Raw genomic sequence first — 14,856 nt, forward strand, 5'->3', positions numbered from 1 at the left:
CTGACGAACGTGCCACGGCCGGTCTTGCCCACCAGCAGGCCTTCGTAGGTCAGGGTGGCGTAGGTGTCGGACACGGTCTTGCGTGACACGCCCAGTTGCGCGGCCAGCAGGCGGCTGGGTGGCAACTGGGCCCCGGTGGCCAGGCGGCCGGAGTCAATGGCTTCGCGCAGTTGCTGGTAAAGCTGTTCGGCCAGGTCCTTGCGGCCGTTGATGATCACGTGCAGTTCCATGTTTTTCCTGAGGGGCTGAGTCGCTCCAAGACTACTCGCTGGCGACGCTTGCTCCAAAGGGGCGGTAGGACAACGCGATAAAAAAAGTGGGAGCGGGCTTGTTCGCGATCGCGGTACACCAGTCGCCGTTGCATTGACTGATCCGCCGTCATCGCGAGCAAGCCCGCTCCCACTGGGGCATTGCGCGGTTTATAGGATCAGGACAGGAAGCCACCGTCCACGTTCAGCGCCACACCGGTGGTGTAGCTCGATGCATCGCTGGCCAGGTACAGCACCGCGCCGGCCATCTCGCTTGGGTCCGCCACGCGCTTGAGCGGGATCTGCGCCAGGGCCATTTTCAGGATCGCGTCGTTCTTCACCAGCGCCGAGGCGAACTTGGTGTCGGTCAGGCCAGGCAGCAGCGCGTTGCAACGGATGCCGAATTCGGCGCATTCCTTGGCGAACACCTTGGTCATGTTGATCACGGCGGCCTTGGTTATCGAATAAATGCCTTGGAACACGCCCGGGGAGATCCCGTTGATCGAGGCCACGTTGATGATGCTGCCGCCGCCGTTTTCGCGCATCAGTTTGCCGGCTTCCACCGACATGAAGAAGTAGCCGCGAATATTCACATCCACGGTTTTCTGGAAGGCGCCCAGGTCGGTGTCCAGCACGTTGCAGAATTGCGGGTTGGTCGCGGCATTGTTGACCAGGATGTCCAGGCGCCCAAACTGTTCGCGGATGCCGGCGAAGACCTGGGTGATCTGCTCCATTTCACCGATATGGCAGGCAACCGCAGTGGCCTTGCCGCCGTCGGCGATGATCGCATCCGCCACGTGCTGGCAGCCTTCCAGCTTGCGGCTGGAGACGATCACATGGGCGCCTTGCTGGGCCAGCAACTTGGCGATGGCCTCACCGATGCCACGGCTGGCGCCGGAGACAAAAGCGATCTTGCCGTCGAGGTCGAACAGGTTGGTCTTGGACATGGTGGTTCCTTGTGGGTCTTGGCTCGGTCGATCAGAGGGCGGATTTGCCGATGACATTCAGGCTCATCTGCTCCAGCAGCTTGTTCATCTGAATGAACTGCGCAAAGCGTTTGTCCTGGGTCTGTCCATGGAAAAAACGGTAGTAGATCTGCTGCACGATGCCGGCCAGGCGGAACAGGCCGTAGGTGTAGTAGAAGTCGAAATTGTCGATCTCAAGGCCCGAGCGCTCGGCGTAATAGTCGACGAACTGGCGGCGCGTGAGCATGCCGGGCGCGTTGCTCGGCTGGCGGCGCATCAGTTGCACGGGCGCCGGGTCGGCGGCTTCGATCCAGTAGGCGAGGGTGTTGCCCAGGTCCATCAGCGGGTCGCCGAGGGTGGTCAGCTCCCAATCCAGCACGCCGATAATCTGCATCGGGTTGTGCGGGTCGAGGATCACGTTGTCGAAGCGGTAGTCGTTATGCACGATGCTCGAGGTGGGGTGGTCGGCCGGCATCTTGTCGTTGAGCCAGGCGCGCACGGCCTCCCAGCGCGGTGCGTCGGGGGTCAGGGCTTTTTCGTAGCGGTCGCTCCAGCCGCGGATCTGACGCTCCACGTAACCTTCGGGCTTGCCCAGGTCAGCCAGGCCGCAGGCGCTGTAGTCCACCTGATGCAGTTCGACGAACTTGTCGATAAAACTTTTGCACAGCGCTTCGGTCTTGCTTGCGTCCAGGCCCAGTTCCGCCGGCAGGTCGGAGCGCAGGATGATGCCGTTGACGCGCTCCATCACATAGAACTCGGCGCCGATCACCGATTCATCGGTGCAATGCACGTAGGCTTTGGGGCAGTAGGGAAAGCCGTCTTTAAGTTGATTGAGAATGCGGAATTCGCGGCCCATATCGTGGGCGGACTTCGCCTTGTGCCCGAACGGCGGGCGGCGCAGTACGAATTCCTGGCCCGGGTATTCGAGCAGGTAGGTCAGGTTGGACGCGCCGCCGGGGAACTGGCTGATCTTGACCGCGCCGCTCAGGCCCGCAATATGGGCCTTGAGGTAGGGATCGATCAGGCTGGCATCAAGTTCTTCGCCTGGGCGGATCTGGGTCGATTGGTCGTTCAGCGCCATGCTTATCCCTTCTGCTTATTCTAAAGGCCTCGGACTATTGGCTAATCTAATGCGCACAGCCGCCCGGCCACAAGGTTGGGGCGGCTTAATAGGTTCGCGTGTTGGATGATGATCAGCGTGCCTGATCGGTCATTTTTCGGGCGGGGGCAAGGCGACCGGCGTCAGCACCGGCCGGCCGGCGAAGTACTCCAGCAGGTTGTCGGCCACCCGTTGCACCGTATCGTGGGCGGCTTCTGGTGACAGCCCGGCCACATGGGAGGTCAGCACGGTATTGCTCAGGCGCTTGAGGGCGTCGGGCACCTTGGGCTCGTCGTCGAACACATCCAGCGCCGCGCCGCCGATACGGCGCTGCTCCAGGGCAGCGATCAGGTCGGCGGTCACCACCACGCTGCCACGGCCGATATTCACCATGTAGCCGTTCGGCCCCAACGCATCCAGGGCATGGCGATCGATCAAGTGGCGCGTGCTGGGGCCGCCGGGCGTGGCCAGGATCAGGAAGTCCGAGGTGCGCGCCAGCTCCACGGCAGTCGAGCAATAGGTGTAGTCCACGTCATCGCGCGGCTGGCGGTTGTGGTAGCTCACCTGCATGCCGAACCCGAGGGCGGCGCGCTTGGCGATCTCCAGGCCTACCGCGCCGAGCCCGAGAATCCCCAGTTGCTTGCCACCGAGGGAAGGGCGCATCACCTTGGGCCACTCGCCGTGGCGTACTGCCGCGTCCGTTTGTGGAATGCCGCGTACCAATGACAGCAACAAAGCCATGGCGTGGTCCGCCACCGACGGCGCGTTCACGCCGGCACCGTTGGTCACCACGATCCCGCGATTGCTCGCTGCCTGCAGGTCGACATGTTCATAGCCGGCGCCGATCACGCAGATGATCTCCAGCAGCGGTAGCGCGGCGATTTCTTCGGGATACAGGCCCAGCGGGCCACGGGTCAGCACAGCCTGGATCTGCCCGCCATGGGTCTTGATGGCCTGTGCGCGCTCGGCGGGCGTCGGCGCCAGGATCACATGAAAGTCATTGCTCTCGATGATGGGCAGGTATTCGTTGATGGTTTCAACCAGAACCAGAACAGTGGTTGTCATCGGAAGGCTCTTCCTGAAGGGTTTGAGAGCAAGAGTATGCGGGATTTGTAGGCAAAATCGTTTTGTTGGAGCAGAAAAATCATGGTGAGGCCGAGCTTGTGCCCTCGCCACAGCAAGCTCGGTCCCGCGGTATCTACGTTGTCAGAAACTGACCTCAACAGCTCTCACGCGTTGCGCAAACGCTCCGGCCAATGTGGCGTTGTGATGTTCGATGATCGCTGCCGCCGACAGCGTTGCGGTGTCCATGCAGGTATGGCCATCCTCGGGCAGGATCACCGAGAACCCCAGTTCTACTGCTACGCGGCAAGTGGTATCGATACAGAACTGGGTTTTCATCCCGACAATCACCAGTTCATTGACCTGTGTCGCGCGCAGTCGCTGCGCCAGATCGGTACCGAGGAAACAACTGGGGCGGGTTTTATTGAAGAACTGATCACGAGCCTCATCGACATCCAGTGCGTGCCACACCTGCCAATACGGGCTGCCCGCTGCAATCGGTGAGCCCGCCGGGCCAGTGTGACGGGCGACGAAGATCGGTGCGCCGGCTGTGCGGGCGCGACGGATCAGTTGGTTAATGGTCTCCAGCACGCGTTCGCGTTCGAAGGGTTGGTCCGGGCCATCGTACAAACCGCTTTGCATATCGATGATCAACAGGGCGTCAGCCATGGTGTTGCTCCTTGCGTGCGCCAGATGGAGGCGCAATAAAAAGGCCCCATCCATTGCTGGCGGGGCCTTGGGTTGAATCTTTGAGGCGTCTAGTTCACGCCCCCACGGCAACCGCACGACCCGCCGGAAGCGGTCGTTGTGGTGGTGCGGGTGAGGCGTAGCTGAAATAGGTTCATGGGCCGATCATGCTGGGCATGCGTTTGACAGTCAACAGTCGCAGGTATTCTCTTACAAGGCATAACGATGTTTCGGGCACTCATAATGGATTCATCTGATACGCCACCGCCCTGATGTTCTCCACGCTGAGCGCGCCAAAAATAGCCGAAAACCTCGCTCTTGAGCCTCTGCACCGCTTAACCGTTCCTCAGCTAAGCCTTTGCTTATTCGAAAGAATCCCGGACAATCGCGCCCCTGTTATGGTTGGGGCGCTGCCTGTCAGGTTTTTCTGACTCGTCCCTGCTGTGGAAATGCGGAGATCCGATCGGATGAATGATCAGGCCAATAGCGTCGACGAACGCTATGTCGCGACACCTGTAATCCTTACAAACTGGAGCCGTCAGGACACCACCTGGATGCTTGGCCTATTCGGCACGGCGATTGGTGCTGGCACTTTGTTTCTACCTATCAACGCCGGCCTTGGCGGCTTCTGGCCGTTGGTGATCCTGGCGCTGCTGGCCTTCCCGATGACGTTTTTTGCCCACCGAGGCCTGACGCGTTTTGTGCTGTCCGGTCGTGAAGGCTCCGACATCACCGACGTGGTCGAAGAGCACTTCGGCGTCAAGGCCGGTGCGCTGATCACCTTGCTGTACTTCCTGGCGATCTTCCCGATCCTGCTGATCTACAGCGTGGCGCTGACCAACACCGTCGGCAGCTTCATGGAGCACCAGTTGCACATCATGCCGCCACCACGGGCGATCCTGGCGTTTGTGCTGATCCTCGGCCTGCTGGCCGTGGTGCGTTGCGGTGAGCAGGCGATCGTCAAGGCCATGAGCGTGATGGTGTATCCGTTTATCGTCGCCTTGCTGTTTCTGGCGGTGTACCTCATCCCGCACTGGAATGGTGGCATCCTCAGCACCGCCAGCGTGGTCCCGGCGCCTTCGGCGTTGCTCAGCACCTTGTGGCTGGCGATTCCGGTGATGGTGTTCTCGTTCAACCATTCGCCGATCATCTCGGCCTTTGCCGTGGACCAGAAACGTCAGTACGGCGCGAACGCCGATGAGCGCAGTTCGCAGATCCTGTCGCGCGCGCATCTGTTGATGGTGGTGATGGTGCTGTTCTTCGTGTTCAGTTGCGTGCTGACCCTGTCGCCAGCGCAACTGGCCGAAGCGAAAGCGCAGAACCTGTCGATCCTGTCATACCTGGCCAACCACTTCGACAACCCGACCATCGCCTTCGCCGCGCCGTTGATTGCGTTCGTGGCGATTGCGAAGTCGTTCCTGGGCCACTACATCGGCGCCAGCGAAGGCCTCAAGGGCCTGGTCGCGAAAACCGGCCGCCGTCCGGCACCGAAGACCCTGGACCGCATGACCGCCGCCTTCATGCTGCTGGTGTGCTGGATTGTCGCTACGCTTAACCCGAGCATCCTTGGCATGATCGAGACGTTGGGCGGGCCGATCATTGCATCGATCCTGTTCCTGATGCCGATGTACGCGATCCGCAAGGTGCCGGCGATGGCCAAGTACCGTGGGCAGGCGTCCAATGTGTTTGTCACGGCGGTCGGCCTGGTGGCGATTACCGCGTTGATTTACTCGCTGATGTCCTGACAGCGCGCTGCACCAACCAGGGCTGATTCGCAGACATGGCGGATCAGCCCTTTTTTACGCTCGTAAAACCTGACGCGGCGCAACCGCCGCACGGCAATGGGCGCTAAGCTGGAGCACTTTTTTAGCCAGGATGGGTGGGGCCGATTGAACACTGAAACCGATGCGCCCGTTGTCGCTGCGTCGAAGCGTACCCAGGACATACTCGCCGGCTTATCGATTGCCGGTTTGCTGCTGCCGGAGGCAGTGGCCTATTCCAGCATTGCCGCGCTGCCGCCCCAGGCCGGTGTGATTGCCTTGTTTGCCGGGCTGGTGTGCTACGGCCTGTTCGGCACCAGCCGCTTCGCGATTGTCTCGGCTACCTCTTCGTCGGCGGCGGTGTTGGCGGCGGCAACGGCCAGCCTGGCGGGTGATGATCCGGCGCTGAGGCTGTCCCTGGCTTTCGGGCTGGTGTTGATCATTGGCGTGTTTTTTCTCTTGGCCGGGTTGTTCAAGCTCGGTGGTGTCACCTCTTTTATCGCCAAGCCGGTGTTGCGCGGGTTTGCCTTCGGCCTGGCGCTGACCATCATTCTCAAGCAATTGGCCGGTGTGGTGGGTGTTCACCTGACCGATAACAACCTGATCCGCTTCCTGCCGCAGTTGCTGGAGCAACTGCCGCACTGGAACTGGCCCGCCGCCATGGTGGCCGCGGTGGCATTGCTGGTGTTGTGGTTATGCGACCGCGTTCCGCGCCTGCCCGGCGGGTTGGTGGTGATAGTGCTGGGCATTGTTGCCGGCCAGAGCCTGAACCTGCAGGCCCAGGGTGTGGCGCTGATCGGCCTGATTGACCTGCGCCTGGAGCTGGGGCATTTGCCGGTGCTGCCGTTTGCCGATTGGCTGCGCCTGGGCGAGTTGGCGTTTGCGCTGGTCATGATTTTGTATGCAGAGTCCTACGGCTCGATCAGTTCGTTCGCCCTTAAACATGGCGACCGGGTGTCGTCCAACCGCGATTTGCTGGCGCTGGGGGCGGCTAACCTGGTGTCCGGTTTGTTCCACGGCATGCCGACGGGCGCCGGGTATTCGGCGACCTCGGCGAACGAGGCGGCTGGCGCCTATTCGCGTTTGGCGGGGATTGTCGCGGCGCTGGTGATCCTGGCGATTGTGTTGACGGTGCTGCCGTATGTTGCGCTCACGCCGGAGCCGGTGTTGGCGGCGGTGGTGATCTATGCCCTGGCCCGCGGTTTGAGCTTGCAGCCCCTGGGGCGTTACTTCCTGTGGCGGCGTGACCGTTTGCTGGCGGTGTGCGCGGTGGCGGCGGTGCTGGTGCTCGGCGTGCTGGATGGCTTGTTATTGTCGGTCGCGATCAGCGTGGTGTTGATGTTGCGCCAGATGTCGGCAGCGGATATCCAGGTGCTTGGGCGTTTGGGCGACACTCATGACTTTGTGGACCGCCTACACCATGCCGATGCGCTGACCATCCCCGGCGTATTGATCATACGGCCGAGCGAAGCGCTGTTTTTTGCGAATGCCGAGCGCATTCTCGGCGCTGCCCTGCGCTTGATGCGCCAGTCATCCGCGCAGATGGTGGTGTTGAGCCTGGAAGAATCCCACGACCTCGACGGCACCAGCATCGAAGCGCTGGCCGCTTTTTTTGCCCAGGTACGCGCACAGGGCAAACAACTGGTGCTGGCACGGGTGCGACATGATGCCCATGAAGTATTGCAGATGCTGCCCGAGGCGCAGGCGCCAGAGGTTTTGCTCAGCGGCTTGAGCGTCGATGGGGCGGTGCAACTGGCGTTGCGGGCCCATCCGCAGGCATAAAAAAACGCCGCGTATCTTGCGATACGCGGCGTCTTTTACATCAATACACCCTTAGGCTTGAAGCACCGGGATGTTGGCGTTTGCAGCGCTTTCACGGAACTCGGCGATCTGATCGAAACTCAGGTAGCGATATACGTCGCTGGCCATGGTGTTGATCTTCGCGGCGTATTCCATGTACTCCTCGACGGTCGGCAGGCGACCCAGGATCGAAGCCACCGACGCCAGCTCGGCCGAAGCCAGGTAGACGTTGGCGCCATCGCCCAGACGGTTCGGGAAGTTACGGGTCGAAGTCGACACAACGGTCGCATTCGGTTCTACACGTGCCTGGTTACCCATGCACAGCGAGCAGCCCGGCATTTCCATGCGCGCGCCAGCCTTGCCGTAGATGCCGTAGTAGCCTTCTTCGGTCAGTTGGTGAGCGTCCATCTTGGTCGGCGGCGACAGCCACAGACGGGTTGGCAGCTGACCCTTGACCTGATCCAGCAGTTTACCGGCAGCGCGGAAGTGACCGATGTTGGTCATGCACGAACCGATGAACACTTCGTCGATCTTCTCGCCAGCAACGCTGGACAGCAGACGGGCGTCGTCCGGATCGTTTGGCGCGCAGAGCACAGGCTCCTTGATGTCGGCCAGGTCGATCTCGATGATTTCGGCGTATTCCGCGTCGGCATCGGCCACCATCAGCTCCGGGTTGGCAACCCAGGCTTCCATCGCTTGGGCGCGACGTTCCAGGGTGCGTGCATCGCCGTAGCCTTCGCCGATCATCCAGCGCAGCAGGGTGATGTTGGAGTTCAGGTACTCGGTGATCGAATCTTTCGACAGCTTGATGGTGCAACCGGCAGCCGAACGTTCAGCCGAGGCGTCGGACAGCTCGAAGGCTTGTTCGATGCTCAGGTTGTCCAGGCCTTCGATTTCCAGGATGCGGCCGGAGAAGGCGTTCTTCTTGCCTTTCTTCTCTACGGTCAGCAGGCCAGCCTGGATCGCGTAGTAAGGAATGGCATGAACCAGGTCACGCAGGGTGATGCCAGGTTGCATTTTGCCTTTGAAGCGCACCAGGATCGATTCCGGCATGTCCAGTGGCATGACGCCAGTGGCTGCGGCGAACGCTACCAGGCCGGAACCGGCCGGGAACGAGATGCCCATCGGGAAACGGGTGTGGGAGTCACCACCGGTGCCGACGGTGTCCGGCAGCAGCATGCGGTTCAGCCAGCTGTGGATGATGCCATCGCCTGGACGCAGCGACACGCCGCCACGGGTCATGATGAAGTCAGGCAGGGTGTGGTGGGTGGTCACGTCGATCGGCTTAGGGTAAGCCGCGGTGTGGCAGAACGACTGCATCACCAGATCGGTCGAGAAGCCCAGGCACGCCAGGTCTTTCAGTTCGTCACGGGTCATAGGACCGGTGGTGTCCTGGGAACCCACGGTGGTCATCTTCGGCTCGCAATAGGTGCCTGGACGAACGCCAACCACACCGCAAGCCTTGCCGACCATCTTCTGCGCCAGGGTGAAACCCTTGGTGCTTTCGGCCGGAGCTTCCGGCTTCTTGAACAGGTCGGACGGTGGCAGACCGAGTTCGGTACGCGCTTTTTCGGTCAGGCCACGGCCGATGATCAGCGGGATACGGCCGCCGGCACGGACTTCGTCCAACAGCACCGGAGTCTTCATTTCGAAGGTGGTCAGGACTTCATCGGTACCGTGCTTGCAGACTTTGCCAGCATGCGGGTACAGGTCGATCACGTCGCCCATGTTCATGTTGGTGACGTCGAATTCGATCGGCAGTGCGCCAGCATCTTCCATGGTGTTGTAGAAGATTGGAGCGATCTTGCTGCCGAAGCAGAAGCCACCGGCGCGCTTGTTCGGCACGTAAGGAACGTCGTCGCCGAAGAACCACAGCACGGAGTTGGTTGCCGATTTACGCGACGAACCGGTACCGACCACGTCACCGACGTAGGCGATCGGGAAGCCTTGGCCGCGCATTTCTTCGATCTGCTTCATCGGACCGGTTTTGCCTTGCTCGTCCGGCACGATGCCTTCGCGAGCCATTTTCAGCATCGCCAGGGCGTGCAGCGGGATATCAGGGCGGGACCAGGCGTCCGGCGCAGGCGACAGGTCGTCGGTGTTGGTTTCGCCGGTGACCTTGAACACGCGCAGGCTGATCTTGTCGGCCAGGGTCGGGCGGTTCTTGAACCACTCGCCGTCGGCCCAGGACTGGACCACGGCTTTGGCGTGTGCGTTGCCGGCCTTGGCTTTTTCAGCCACGTCGTGGAACGCATCGAACATCAGCAGGGTGTGCTTGAGCTGAGCGGCGGCAACTGGCGCCAGTTCGGCGCTGTCGAGCAGCTCGACCAGGGTCACGATGTTGTAGCCGCCTTGCATGGTGCCAAGCAGTTCAACAGCGCGTTTCTTGTCGATCAGGGGAGAAGTGGCTTCGCCCTTGGCCAGGGCAGACAGGAAACCGGCTTTGACGTAGGCTGCTTCGTCAACACCTGGTGGAATGCGGTTGGTGATCAGGTCAACGAGAAATTTTTCTTCGCCAGCCGGAGGATTTTTCAGCAGCTCAACCAGGCCTGCGGTTTGTTCGGCATTAAGCGGCTGGGGAACAATACCCAGGGCTGCACGCTCTTCGATATGTTTGCGATACGCTTCAAGCACAGTTATTACCCTCATCAGTGGTCCCACGGGACGCTCATCCAGAAATGAACGGCACGCACGCGCTCGGGGGCCTTTTGGGCCGCAAAGCCTGCGCTGCCGACATTCCTCACAGAAGCTGCTTTCAAAGTTTTACGCCTGCAGAACGGAGCTGATGAGGGTTGGCGCTGGCTTGACCTGCGGGGTCATTGACCATCGCCAATACCGTTCTGAAGGATCGACTGTGCTCGTGACGCTTTGAAAACAGCTTCCAGCGGATTATTGGCGCCTTATAAGGCCGGTTGATTCTACGGCAAATAATTTCTAAAGGTAAGTTGCCAAGCCAAGTTTGCGGGGTGATGAACCTTAGACAAAGGGCTAACATGGCGCACTGTTTCGCTGATTTGCGTGTTGCCACCCATGTCCAACCACACCATCAAGACCCCCTGCGTAGGCCTGTGCTCCACGGTTTACGGTGACCTCGTGTGTCGCGGATGCAAGCGCTTCCACCATGAAGTGATCCAGTGGAATGGCTATAACGAAGAGGAAAAACGCGCGGTCTGGCTACGGCTTGAGCAACTGCTGGTGCAGGTCATGGCCGGCAAGCTGGAGGTTTTCGACCCCAAGACCCTGCGCGGCCAACTGGAACAACGCAAGATTCGCTTTGTGCCGCATCAGTCAGAGTACTGCTGGGCATACCAGTTGATCGCCCGCGGGGCGCGGGTGATTTCCAACCTGGAGGCCTATGGCATGGTGCTGCTGCCGGAGTTTCGCGAGTGGAGCCTGCCGGAGCTGCGCGATGCCATCGACCGTGAGTTTTTTATCCTGTCCGAGGCGCATTACCAGCGCTATATCGCGCCGGGGTTTCTCAAGGATGTGTTGGGTGCCTGACGATCAGGCCTGGTTGGCCAGCTTTTCCAGCTGATCCGTCAGTGTCTGCGGCTTGAGCACCAGCACATCGCTTTCCAGCGCATCCAGCACCACCTCCGCTGTATTGCCGATCAGCGCCCCGGTCAGTCCGGTGCGCGCCACAGTTCCGATGATCGTCACTGCCGCTTTCAATGTGTAAGCGGTATGGGGAATCAGCACGTCCGCCGGGCCTTCTTCGATATGCAGGTGGGCGTCGTCTATATCAAATTCGGTCTGGAATGCTGTGCACTGCTTGCGATAGCGCGCCTCGATGGTTTCCTTGAGCTGAAACACCGGGTCGCCGGCCGAGAGCATCGGCGATGGATGGGCACTGATTACATGCAGTGAGGCCTTAGACAGGCTGGCAATGTCGAAGCCGTAGTCGACGATCATGTGGTGCAGCGCGCGGTGTTCGGCGTCGGTATTGCCCACATCGATGGCTGCGAGAATGACGCCGCCGCTCCATGGGGTTGCCGTCTTGACCAGCAGGACCGGCGCAGGGCAGTAGCGCAACAGCTTCCAGTCCGCCGGGGTCAGCAGCGCCTTTTTCAGTGGGCTGTCGGCGTAGTGCTGTTTGATCACCAGGCCACAGCCTTCGGCCTGCTGCACGCTGATGATGGTTTCATGCAGGCTGTTATTCCACGCCTGTTCGGTCGTGACGTTGTAGCCGTCTTCCGTCAGGCCGGACTTGAGCAGGCTCAACAGCGCCGAATGCTCACGCTTTTTGTCGCACACCAGTAGGTGCAGATGCGCGCCGGTGGCCCCGGCGATCAGTTTGGCGCGCTTGAGGGCCAGGCTTTCCGAATGCTCGGGCTCAAGGACCACCAGGATGCTGCGGATGGCTTGCATGGTCGGGACTCTCCAGAAAGGGGGCGTTGAGCAACTATAGTTGCTGCCCGCCAGACGTCATGTTGATACACATCAAGGCCAGTGGCTGGTGGTCTGCGGCGCGGTCGGTATAATCGGCGGCCTATTGTGATCCTTTGCCCGTGAGCCCGATGACCCTGCCCGAAATCCACGAATTCCTCGGTTGCCCCACCCCTGGCGCCTGGGTCCAGGCCGCACTGGCCGATCAGGAAACCCTGTTGATCGACCATAAAAACTGTGAATTCAAGGCCGCCAGCACCGCCTTGAGCCTGATCGCTAAGTATCACAGCCATGTTGACTTGATCAATATGATGTCGCGCCTGGCACGCGAAGAACTGGTCCACCACGAACAGGTCATGCGTCTGATGAAGAAGCGCAAGGTCGAGCTGCGCCAGTTGCACGCCGGGCGTTATGCCTCGGGGTTGCGCAAGGTGGTGCGCACCCATGAACCGGTCAAACTGGTGGACACCCTGGTGGTTGGCGCCTTTATCGAGGCGCGCAGTTGCGAGCGTTTCGAGGCCCTGGTGCCGCATTTGGACGAAGAACTCGGCAAGTTCTACTTCGGCCTGCTGAAAAGCGAGGCGCGGCACTACCAGGGTTATTTGAAACTGGCGTACCAGTACGGCGAAGCCAAGGACGTTGCCCAGGTGATCGAGCGGGTGAGGGCGGCCGAGCAGGCGCTGATCGAGTCACCGGACGTCGAGTTCCGCTTTCACAGTGGCGTACCGGCCTGAGGCGACGGCGACGCCAGGTCATCCTTGCGCATAGTGCTGCCTGTAATGGCGTTAAAAATTGCAGGCTATTTGTTAAAAACTCTTAAAAGCATGAAGTTTCATCGCGCGTGGCCGACCAAGCGCTGTTGCCGGACAGCTTGCCTTCTATACTGCGCGCACTTCAATCTGCGTCGCACACTGAGAGCTTATGGAAAACCTGGGTCTGGGCAAGGTCCTGCTCGTTGAGGATGATGAGAAGCTGGCAGGGCTGGTCGCGCACTTTCTGGCACAGCACGGTTTTGAAGTGCGGGTGGTGCATCGCGGCGATGCAGCCTTGGCGGCCTTCCTCGATTTCAAGCCAAAGATTGTCGTGCTCGACCTGATGCTGCCCGGCCAGAGTGGCCTGCATGTGTGTCGCGAGATTCGCACGGTGTCCGATACGCCGATCGTGATCCTCACCGCCAAGGAAGACGACCTGGACCACATTCTCGGCCTGGAGTCCGGCGCCGATGACTACGTGATCAAACCGATCAAACCGCCGGTGTTGCTGGCCCGCCTGCGTGCGTTGCAACGTCGCCAGGCGCCGGAGCCGACGGTACGCGGGGCCATCGAGTTCGGGCGGCTGGCCATTGACCGCAGTTGCCGGGTGGTCAGCCTGGGCGGCGAGAAGATCGACCTCACCACCATGGAATTCGAGCTGCTGTGGTTGCTTGCCAGCAGCGCCGGCAAGATCCTCTCCCGCGATGACATCCTCAACCGCATGCGCGGCATCGCCTTTGACGGCCTGAACCGCAGCGTCGACGTGTACATCAGCAAGCTGCGCGGCAAACTCAACGATAACCCCCGTGAACCGGTGTGCATCAAGACCATCTGGGGCAAGGGCTATCTGTTCAATCCGTTTGCGTGGGAGGTCTAGATGCTGCGCCTGTTTCTACGCCTGTATGTGATTCTGGCCCTGGGCCTGGCGGGCGCGATCTGGCTGGTCAACTACACGTTCGACGAGTTGCTGCCCGAAGCCAACGAAACCTATAACCGCGAAGCCCTGCGTGGCCCGGCCTACGGCCTGGTCGAGCAACTGCGGCCGCTGCTCGGCGAAGCGCGGCAAGCTCGGCTGGCCGAGTTGCAACCCCACTATGGGTTGCCTCTGAAACTGGTGGAGAAGGACTCCCTGGAACTGACCGAGCGCGAACAAAAACTTCTGGGCGACGGCTTGCTGGTGGTGCGCGGGGACTTCAAGGAGTTCCTCACCCGTATCGACACGGGCCCGCAGTTGCTGGAAATAAAACTGCCTGAGGAACCCAAGTGGCTGTACCTGTGGGCCTACGGTTTTCTCGGGTTGTGCCTGGCTCTTGTGCTGTACTTTTGGGTACGCCCGCACTGGCGCGACCTTGAACACATCCGCCTGGCCGCCCAACGCTTCGGCGACAACGACCTCTGCTCGCGCATCCTGTTGCCGCGTCGTTCCACCGTGCGCGAACTGGCCGGGCATTTCAATCAGATGGCCGAACGCATCGAAAGCCTGATTGCCAACCAGCGTGAGCTGACCAACGCGGTCTCCCATGAACTGCGCACGCCTATCGCGCGCTTGTCGTTCGAGCTCGATCAGCTCAAACAACAGGCCGATCCCCGGCAGAGCCTCGCACTGATTGCCGACATGTACGCCGACCTTGGCGAGTTGGAGGATATGGTCTCGGAGTTGTTGACCTACGCCAGCCTGGAGCGCGGCGCCACCCAGGTCACGCGGGAGGCTATCGAGGCCCAGAGCTGGCTCGACAGCGTGATCGGCAGCGTCGCCCTGGAGGCCGAGGTGGAAGGCGTGCAGTTGTCCTTGCGCAGGTGTGAGGTCGACGTTATCCAGATCGAACCGCGCTTCATGGCGCGCGCGGTGATCAACCTGCTGCGTAACGCCATTCGTTACGCCGACCGCCGGGTAGAAGTGTCGCTGGTCAAGTTCGGCAGCGGTTATGAGGTGCGGGTCTGCGACGACGGCCCGGGCATACCCGAGGAGGGCCGGGCGAAGATCTTCCAGCCGTTCATTCGCCTCGACGCCAGCCGTGAATACCGCCAACTCATACTGCACCGAGCTGTTGCCCAACTTGCCGACACGCAGGCCAATTTCGATGCGCTCGGGAAAGG

12 protein-coding genes and 2 pseudogenes are annotated in these 14,856 nt (G+C 60.9%); 6 read left to right on the forward strand and 8 right to left on the reverse strand.

Going from position 1 to position 14,856, the window contains the following annotated elements:
- From L9Z73_RS13040 to L9Z73_RS13060, 5 genes are all read right to left on the reverse strand, one after another.
- Positions 1 to 230: GntR family transcriptional regulator (locus L9Z73_RS13040; protein WP_247401602.1), on the reverse strand; the 230-nt coding region annotated here is incomplete at its 3' end.
- Positions 231 to 427: 197 nt separating this feature from the next.
- Positions 428 to 1,195, reverse strand: a complete 768-nt coding sequence (locus tag L9Z73_RS13045) for an SDR family oxidoreductase (RefSeq protein ID WP_247401603.1) — start codon at positions 1,193 to 1,195, stop codon at positions 428 to 430.
- A 31-nt stretch (positions 1,196 to 1,226) separates the two neighbouring features.
- Positions 1,227 to 2,294 (reverse strand): phosphotransferase family protein, encoded by a 1,068-nt coding sequence (locus tag L9Z73_RS13050; protein ID WP_247401604.1) that lies wholly within the window; start codon positions 2,292 to 2,294, stop codon positions 1,227 to 1,229.
- Positions 2,295 to 2,423: 129 nt separating this feature from the next.
- Complete coding sequence (locus L9Z73_RS13055) at positions 2,424 to 3,377, reverse strand: 2-hydroxyacid dehydrogenase (RefSeq protein WP_247401605.1); 954 nt, start codon at positions 3,375 to 3,377, stop codon at positions 2,424 to 2,426.
- Between the two features lie 141 nt (positions 3,378 to 3,518).
- The gene (locus L9Z73_RS13060; protein ID WP_247401606.1) at positions 3,519 to 4,043 is read right to left on the reverse strand and encodes a cysteine hydrolase family protein; all 525 of its coding nucleotides are present in this window, start codon (positions 4,041 to 4,043) and stop codon (positions 3,519 to 3,521) included.
- A gap of 485 nt (positions 4,044 to 4,528) precedes the next feature.
- On the opposite strand from L9Z73_RS13060, the gene L9Z73_RS13065 reads away from it, so the two are divergent.
- Both L9Z73_RS13065 and L9Z73_RS13070 read left to right on the forward strand, forming a co-directional pair.
- On the forward strand, positions 4,529 to 5,806 hold the full coding sequence (locus L9Z73_RS13065) for a serine/threonine transporter (protein ID WP_247401609.1): 1,278 nt from the start codon (positions 4,529 to 4,531) through the stop codon (positions 5,804 to 5,806).
- Between the two features lie 144 nt (positions 5,807 to 5,950).
- Entirely contained in the window at positions 5,951 to 7,603 is a 1,653-nt protein-coding gene (locus L9Z73_RS13070; protein ID WP_247401611.1) for a SulP family inorganic anion transporter, read from the forward strand.
- Between the two features lie 51 nt (positions 7,604 to 7,654).
- Here the strand turns inward: L9Z73_RS13070 and acnB are convergent, their stop codons facing one another.
- On the reverse strand, positions 7,655 to 10,255 hold the full coding sequence (gene acnB / locus L9Z73_RS13075; protein WP_247401616.1) for a bifunctional aconitate hydratase 2/2-methylisocitrate dehydratase: 2,601 nt from the start codon (positions 10,253 to 10,255) through the stop codon (positions 7,655 to 7,657).
- Between the two features lie 396 nt (positions 10,256 to 10,651).
- Between acnB and L9Z73_RS13080 the strand changes: the two genes are divergently transcribed.
- Positions 10,652 to 11,122, forward strand: a complete 471-nt coding sequence (locus tag L9Z73_RS13080) for a DUF1289 domain-containing protein (RefSeq protein ID WP_247401612.1) — start codon at positions 10,652 to 10,654, stop codon at positions 11,120 to 11,122.
- Positions 11,123 to 11,125: 3 nt separating this feature from the next.
- Here the strand turns inward: L9Z73_RS13080 and L9Z73_RS13085 are convergent, their stop codons facing one another.
- The gene (locus tag L9Z73_RS13085; protein ID WP_247401613.1) at positions 11,126 to 11,989 is read right to left on the reverse strand and encodes a universal stress protein; all 864 of its coding nucleotides are present in this window, start codon (positions 11,987 to 11,989) and stop codon (positions 11,126 to 11,128) included.
- Between the two features lie 149 nt (positions 11,990 to 12,138).
- Here L9Z73_RS13085 and L9Z73_RS13090 point away from each other — a divergent pair, with 149 nt between their 5' ends.
- The 3 genes and pseudogenes from L9Z73_RS13090 to L9Z73_RS13100 form a co-directional block, all read left to right on the forward strand.
- Positions 12,139 to 12,741, forward strand: a complete 603-nt coding sequence (locus tag L9Z73_RS13090; RefSeq protein WP_247401614.1) for a tRNA-(ms[2]io[6]A)-hydroxylase — start codon at positions 12,139 to 12,141, stop codon at positions 12,739 to 12,741.
- Between the two features lie 187 nt (positions 12,742 to 12,928).
- A complete protein-coding gene (locus tag L9Z73_RS13095; protein ID WP_247401615.1) occupies positions 12,929 to 13,636 on the forward strand; it encodes a winged helix-turn-helix domain-containing protein in 708 nt (235 codons plus the stop codon).
- Positions 13,637 to 14,785, forward strand: a pseudogene (locus L9Z73_RS13100) (ATP-binding protein); the annotation flags it as partial. It lies immediately after the preceding gene.
- Here the strand turns inward: L9Z73_RS13100 and L9Z73_RS13105 are convergent.
- Positions 14,768 to 14,856, reverse strand: a pseudogene (locus L9Z73_RS13105) (acyl-CoA thioesterase); the annotation flags it as partial. The pseudogenes L9Z73_RS13100 and L9Z73_RS13105 sit on opposite strands and share 18 nt — an antisense overlap.

The sequence above is a fragment of the Pseudomonas emilianonis genome (genome assembly GCF_023072625.1).
GTDB classification, from domain to species: domain Bacteria; phylum Pseudomonadota; class Gammaproteobacteria; order Pseudomonadales; family Pseudomonadaceae; genus Aquipseudomonas; species Aquipseudomonas paraveronii.

Coding starts and splice junctions, on each gene's coding strand:
- L9Z73_RS13095 (WP_247401615.1), top strand. CDS start 12,929: ATGGAAAACCTGGGTCTGGGCAAGGTCCTGCTCGTTGAGGATGATGAG.
- L9Z73_RS13045 (WP_247401603.1), bottom strand. CDS start 1,195: ATGTCCAAGACCAACCTGTTCGACCTCGACGGCAAGATCGCTTTTGTC.
- L9Z73_RS13060 (WP_247401606.1), bottom strand. CDS start 4,043: ATGGCTGACGCCCTGTTGATCATCGATATGCAAAGCGGTTTGTACGAT.
- L9Z73_RS13050 (WP_247401604.1), bottom strand. CDS start 2,294: ATGGCGCTGAACGACCAATCGACCCAGATCCGCCCAGGCGAAGAACTT.
- L9Z73_RS13065 (WP_247401609.1), top strand. CDS start 4,529: ATGAATGATCAGGCCAATAGCGTCGACGAACGCTATGTCGCGACACCT.
- L9Z73_RS13090 (WP_247401614.1), top strand. CDS start 12,139: ATGACCCTGCCCGAAATCCACGAATTCCTCGGTTGCCCCACCCCTGGC.
- L9Z73_RS13085 (WP_247401613.1), bottom strand. CDS start 11,989: ATGCAAGCCATCCGCAGCATCCTGGTGGTCCTTGAGCCCGAGCATTCG.
- L9Z73_RS13080 (WP_247401612.1), top strand. CDS start 10,652: ATGTCCAACCACACCATCAAGACCCCCTGCGTAGGCCTGTGCTCCACG.
- L9Z73_RS13055 (WP_247401605.1), bottom strand. CDS start 3,377: ATGACAACCACTGTTCTGGTTCTGGTTGAAACCATCAACGAATACCTG.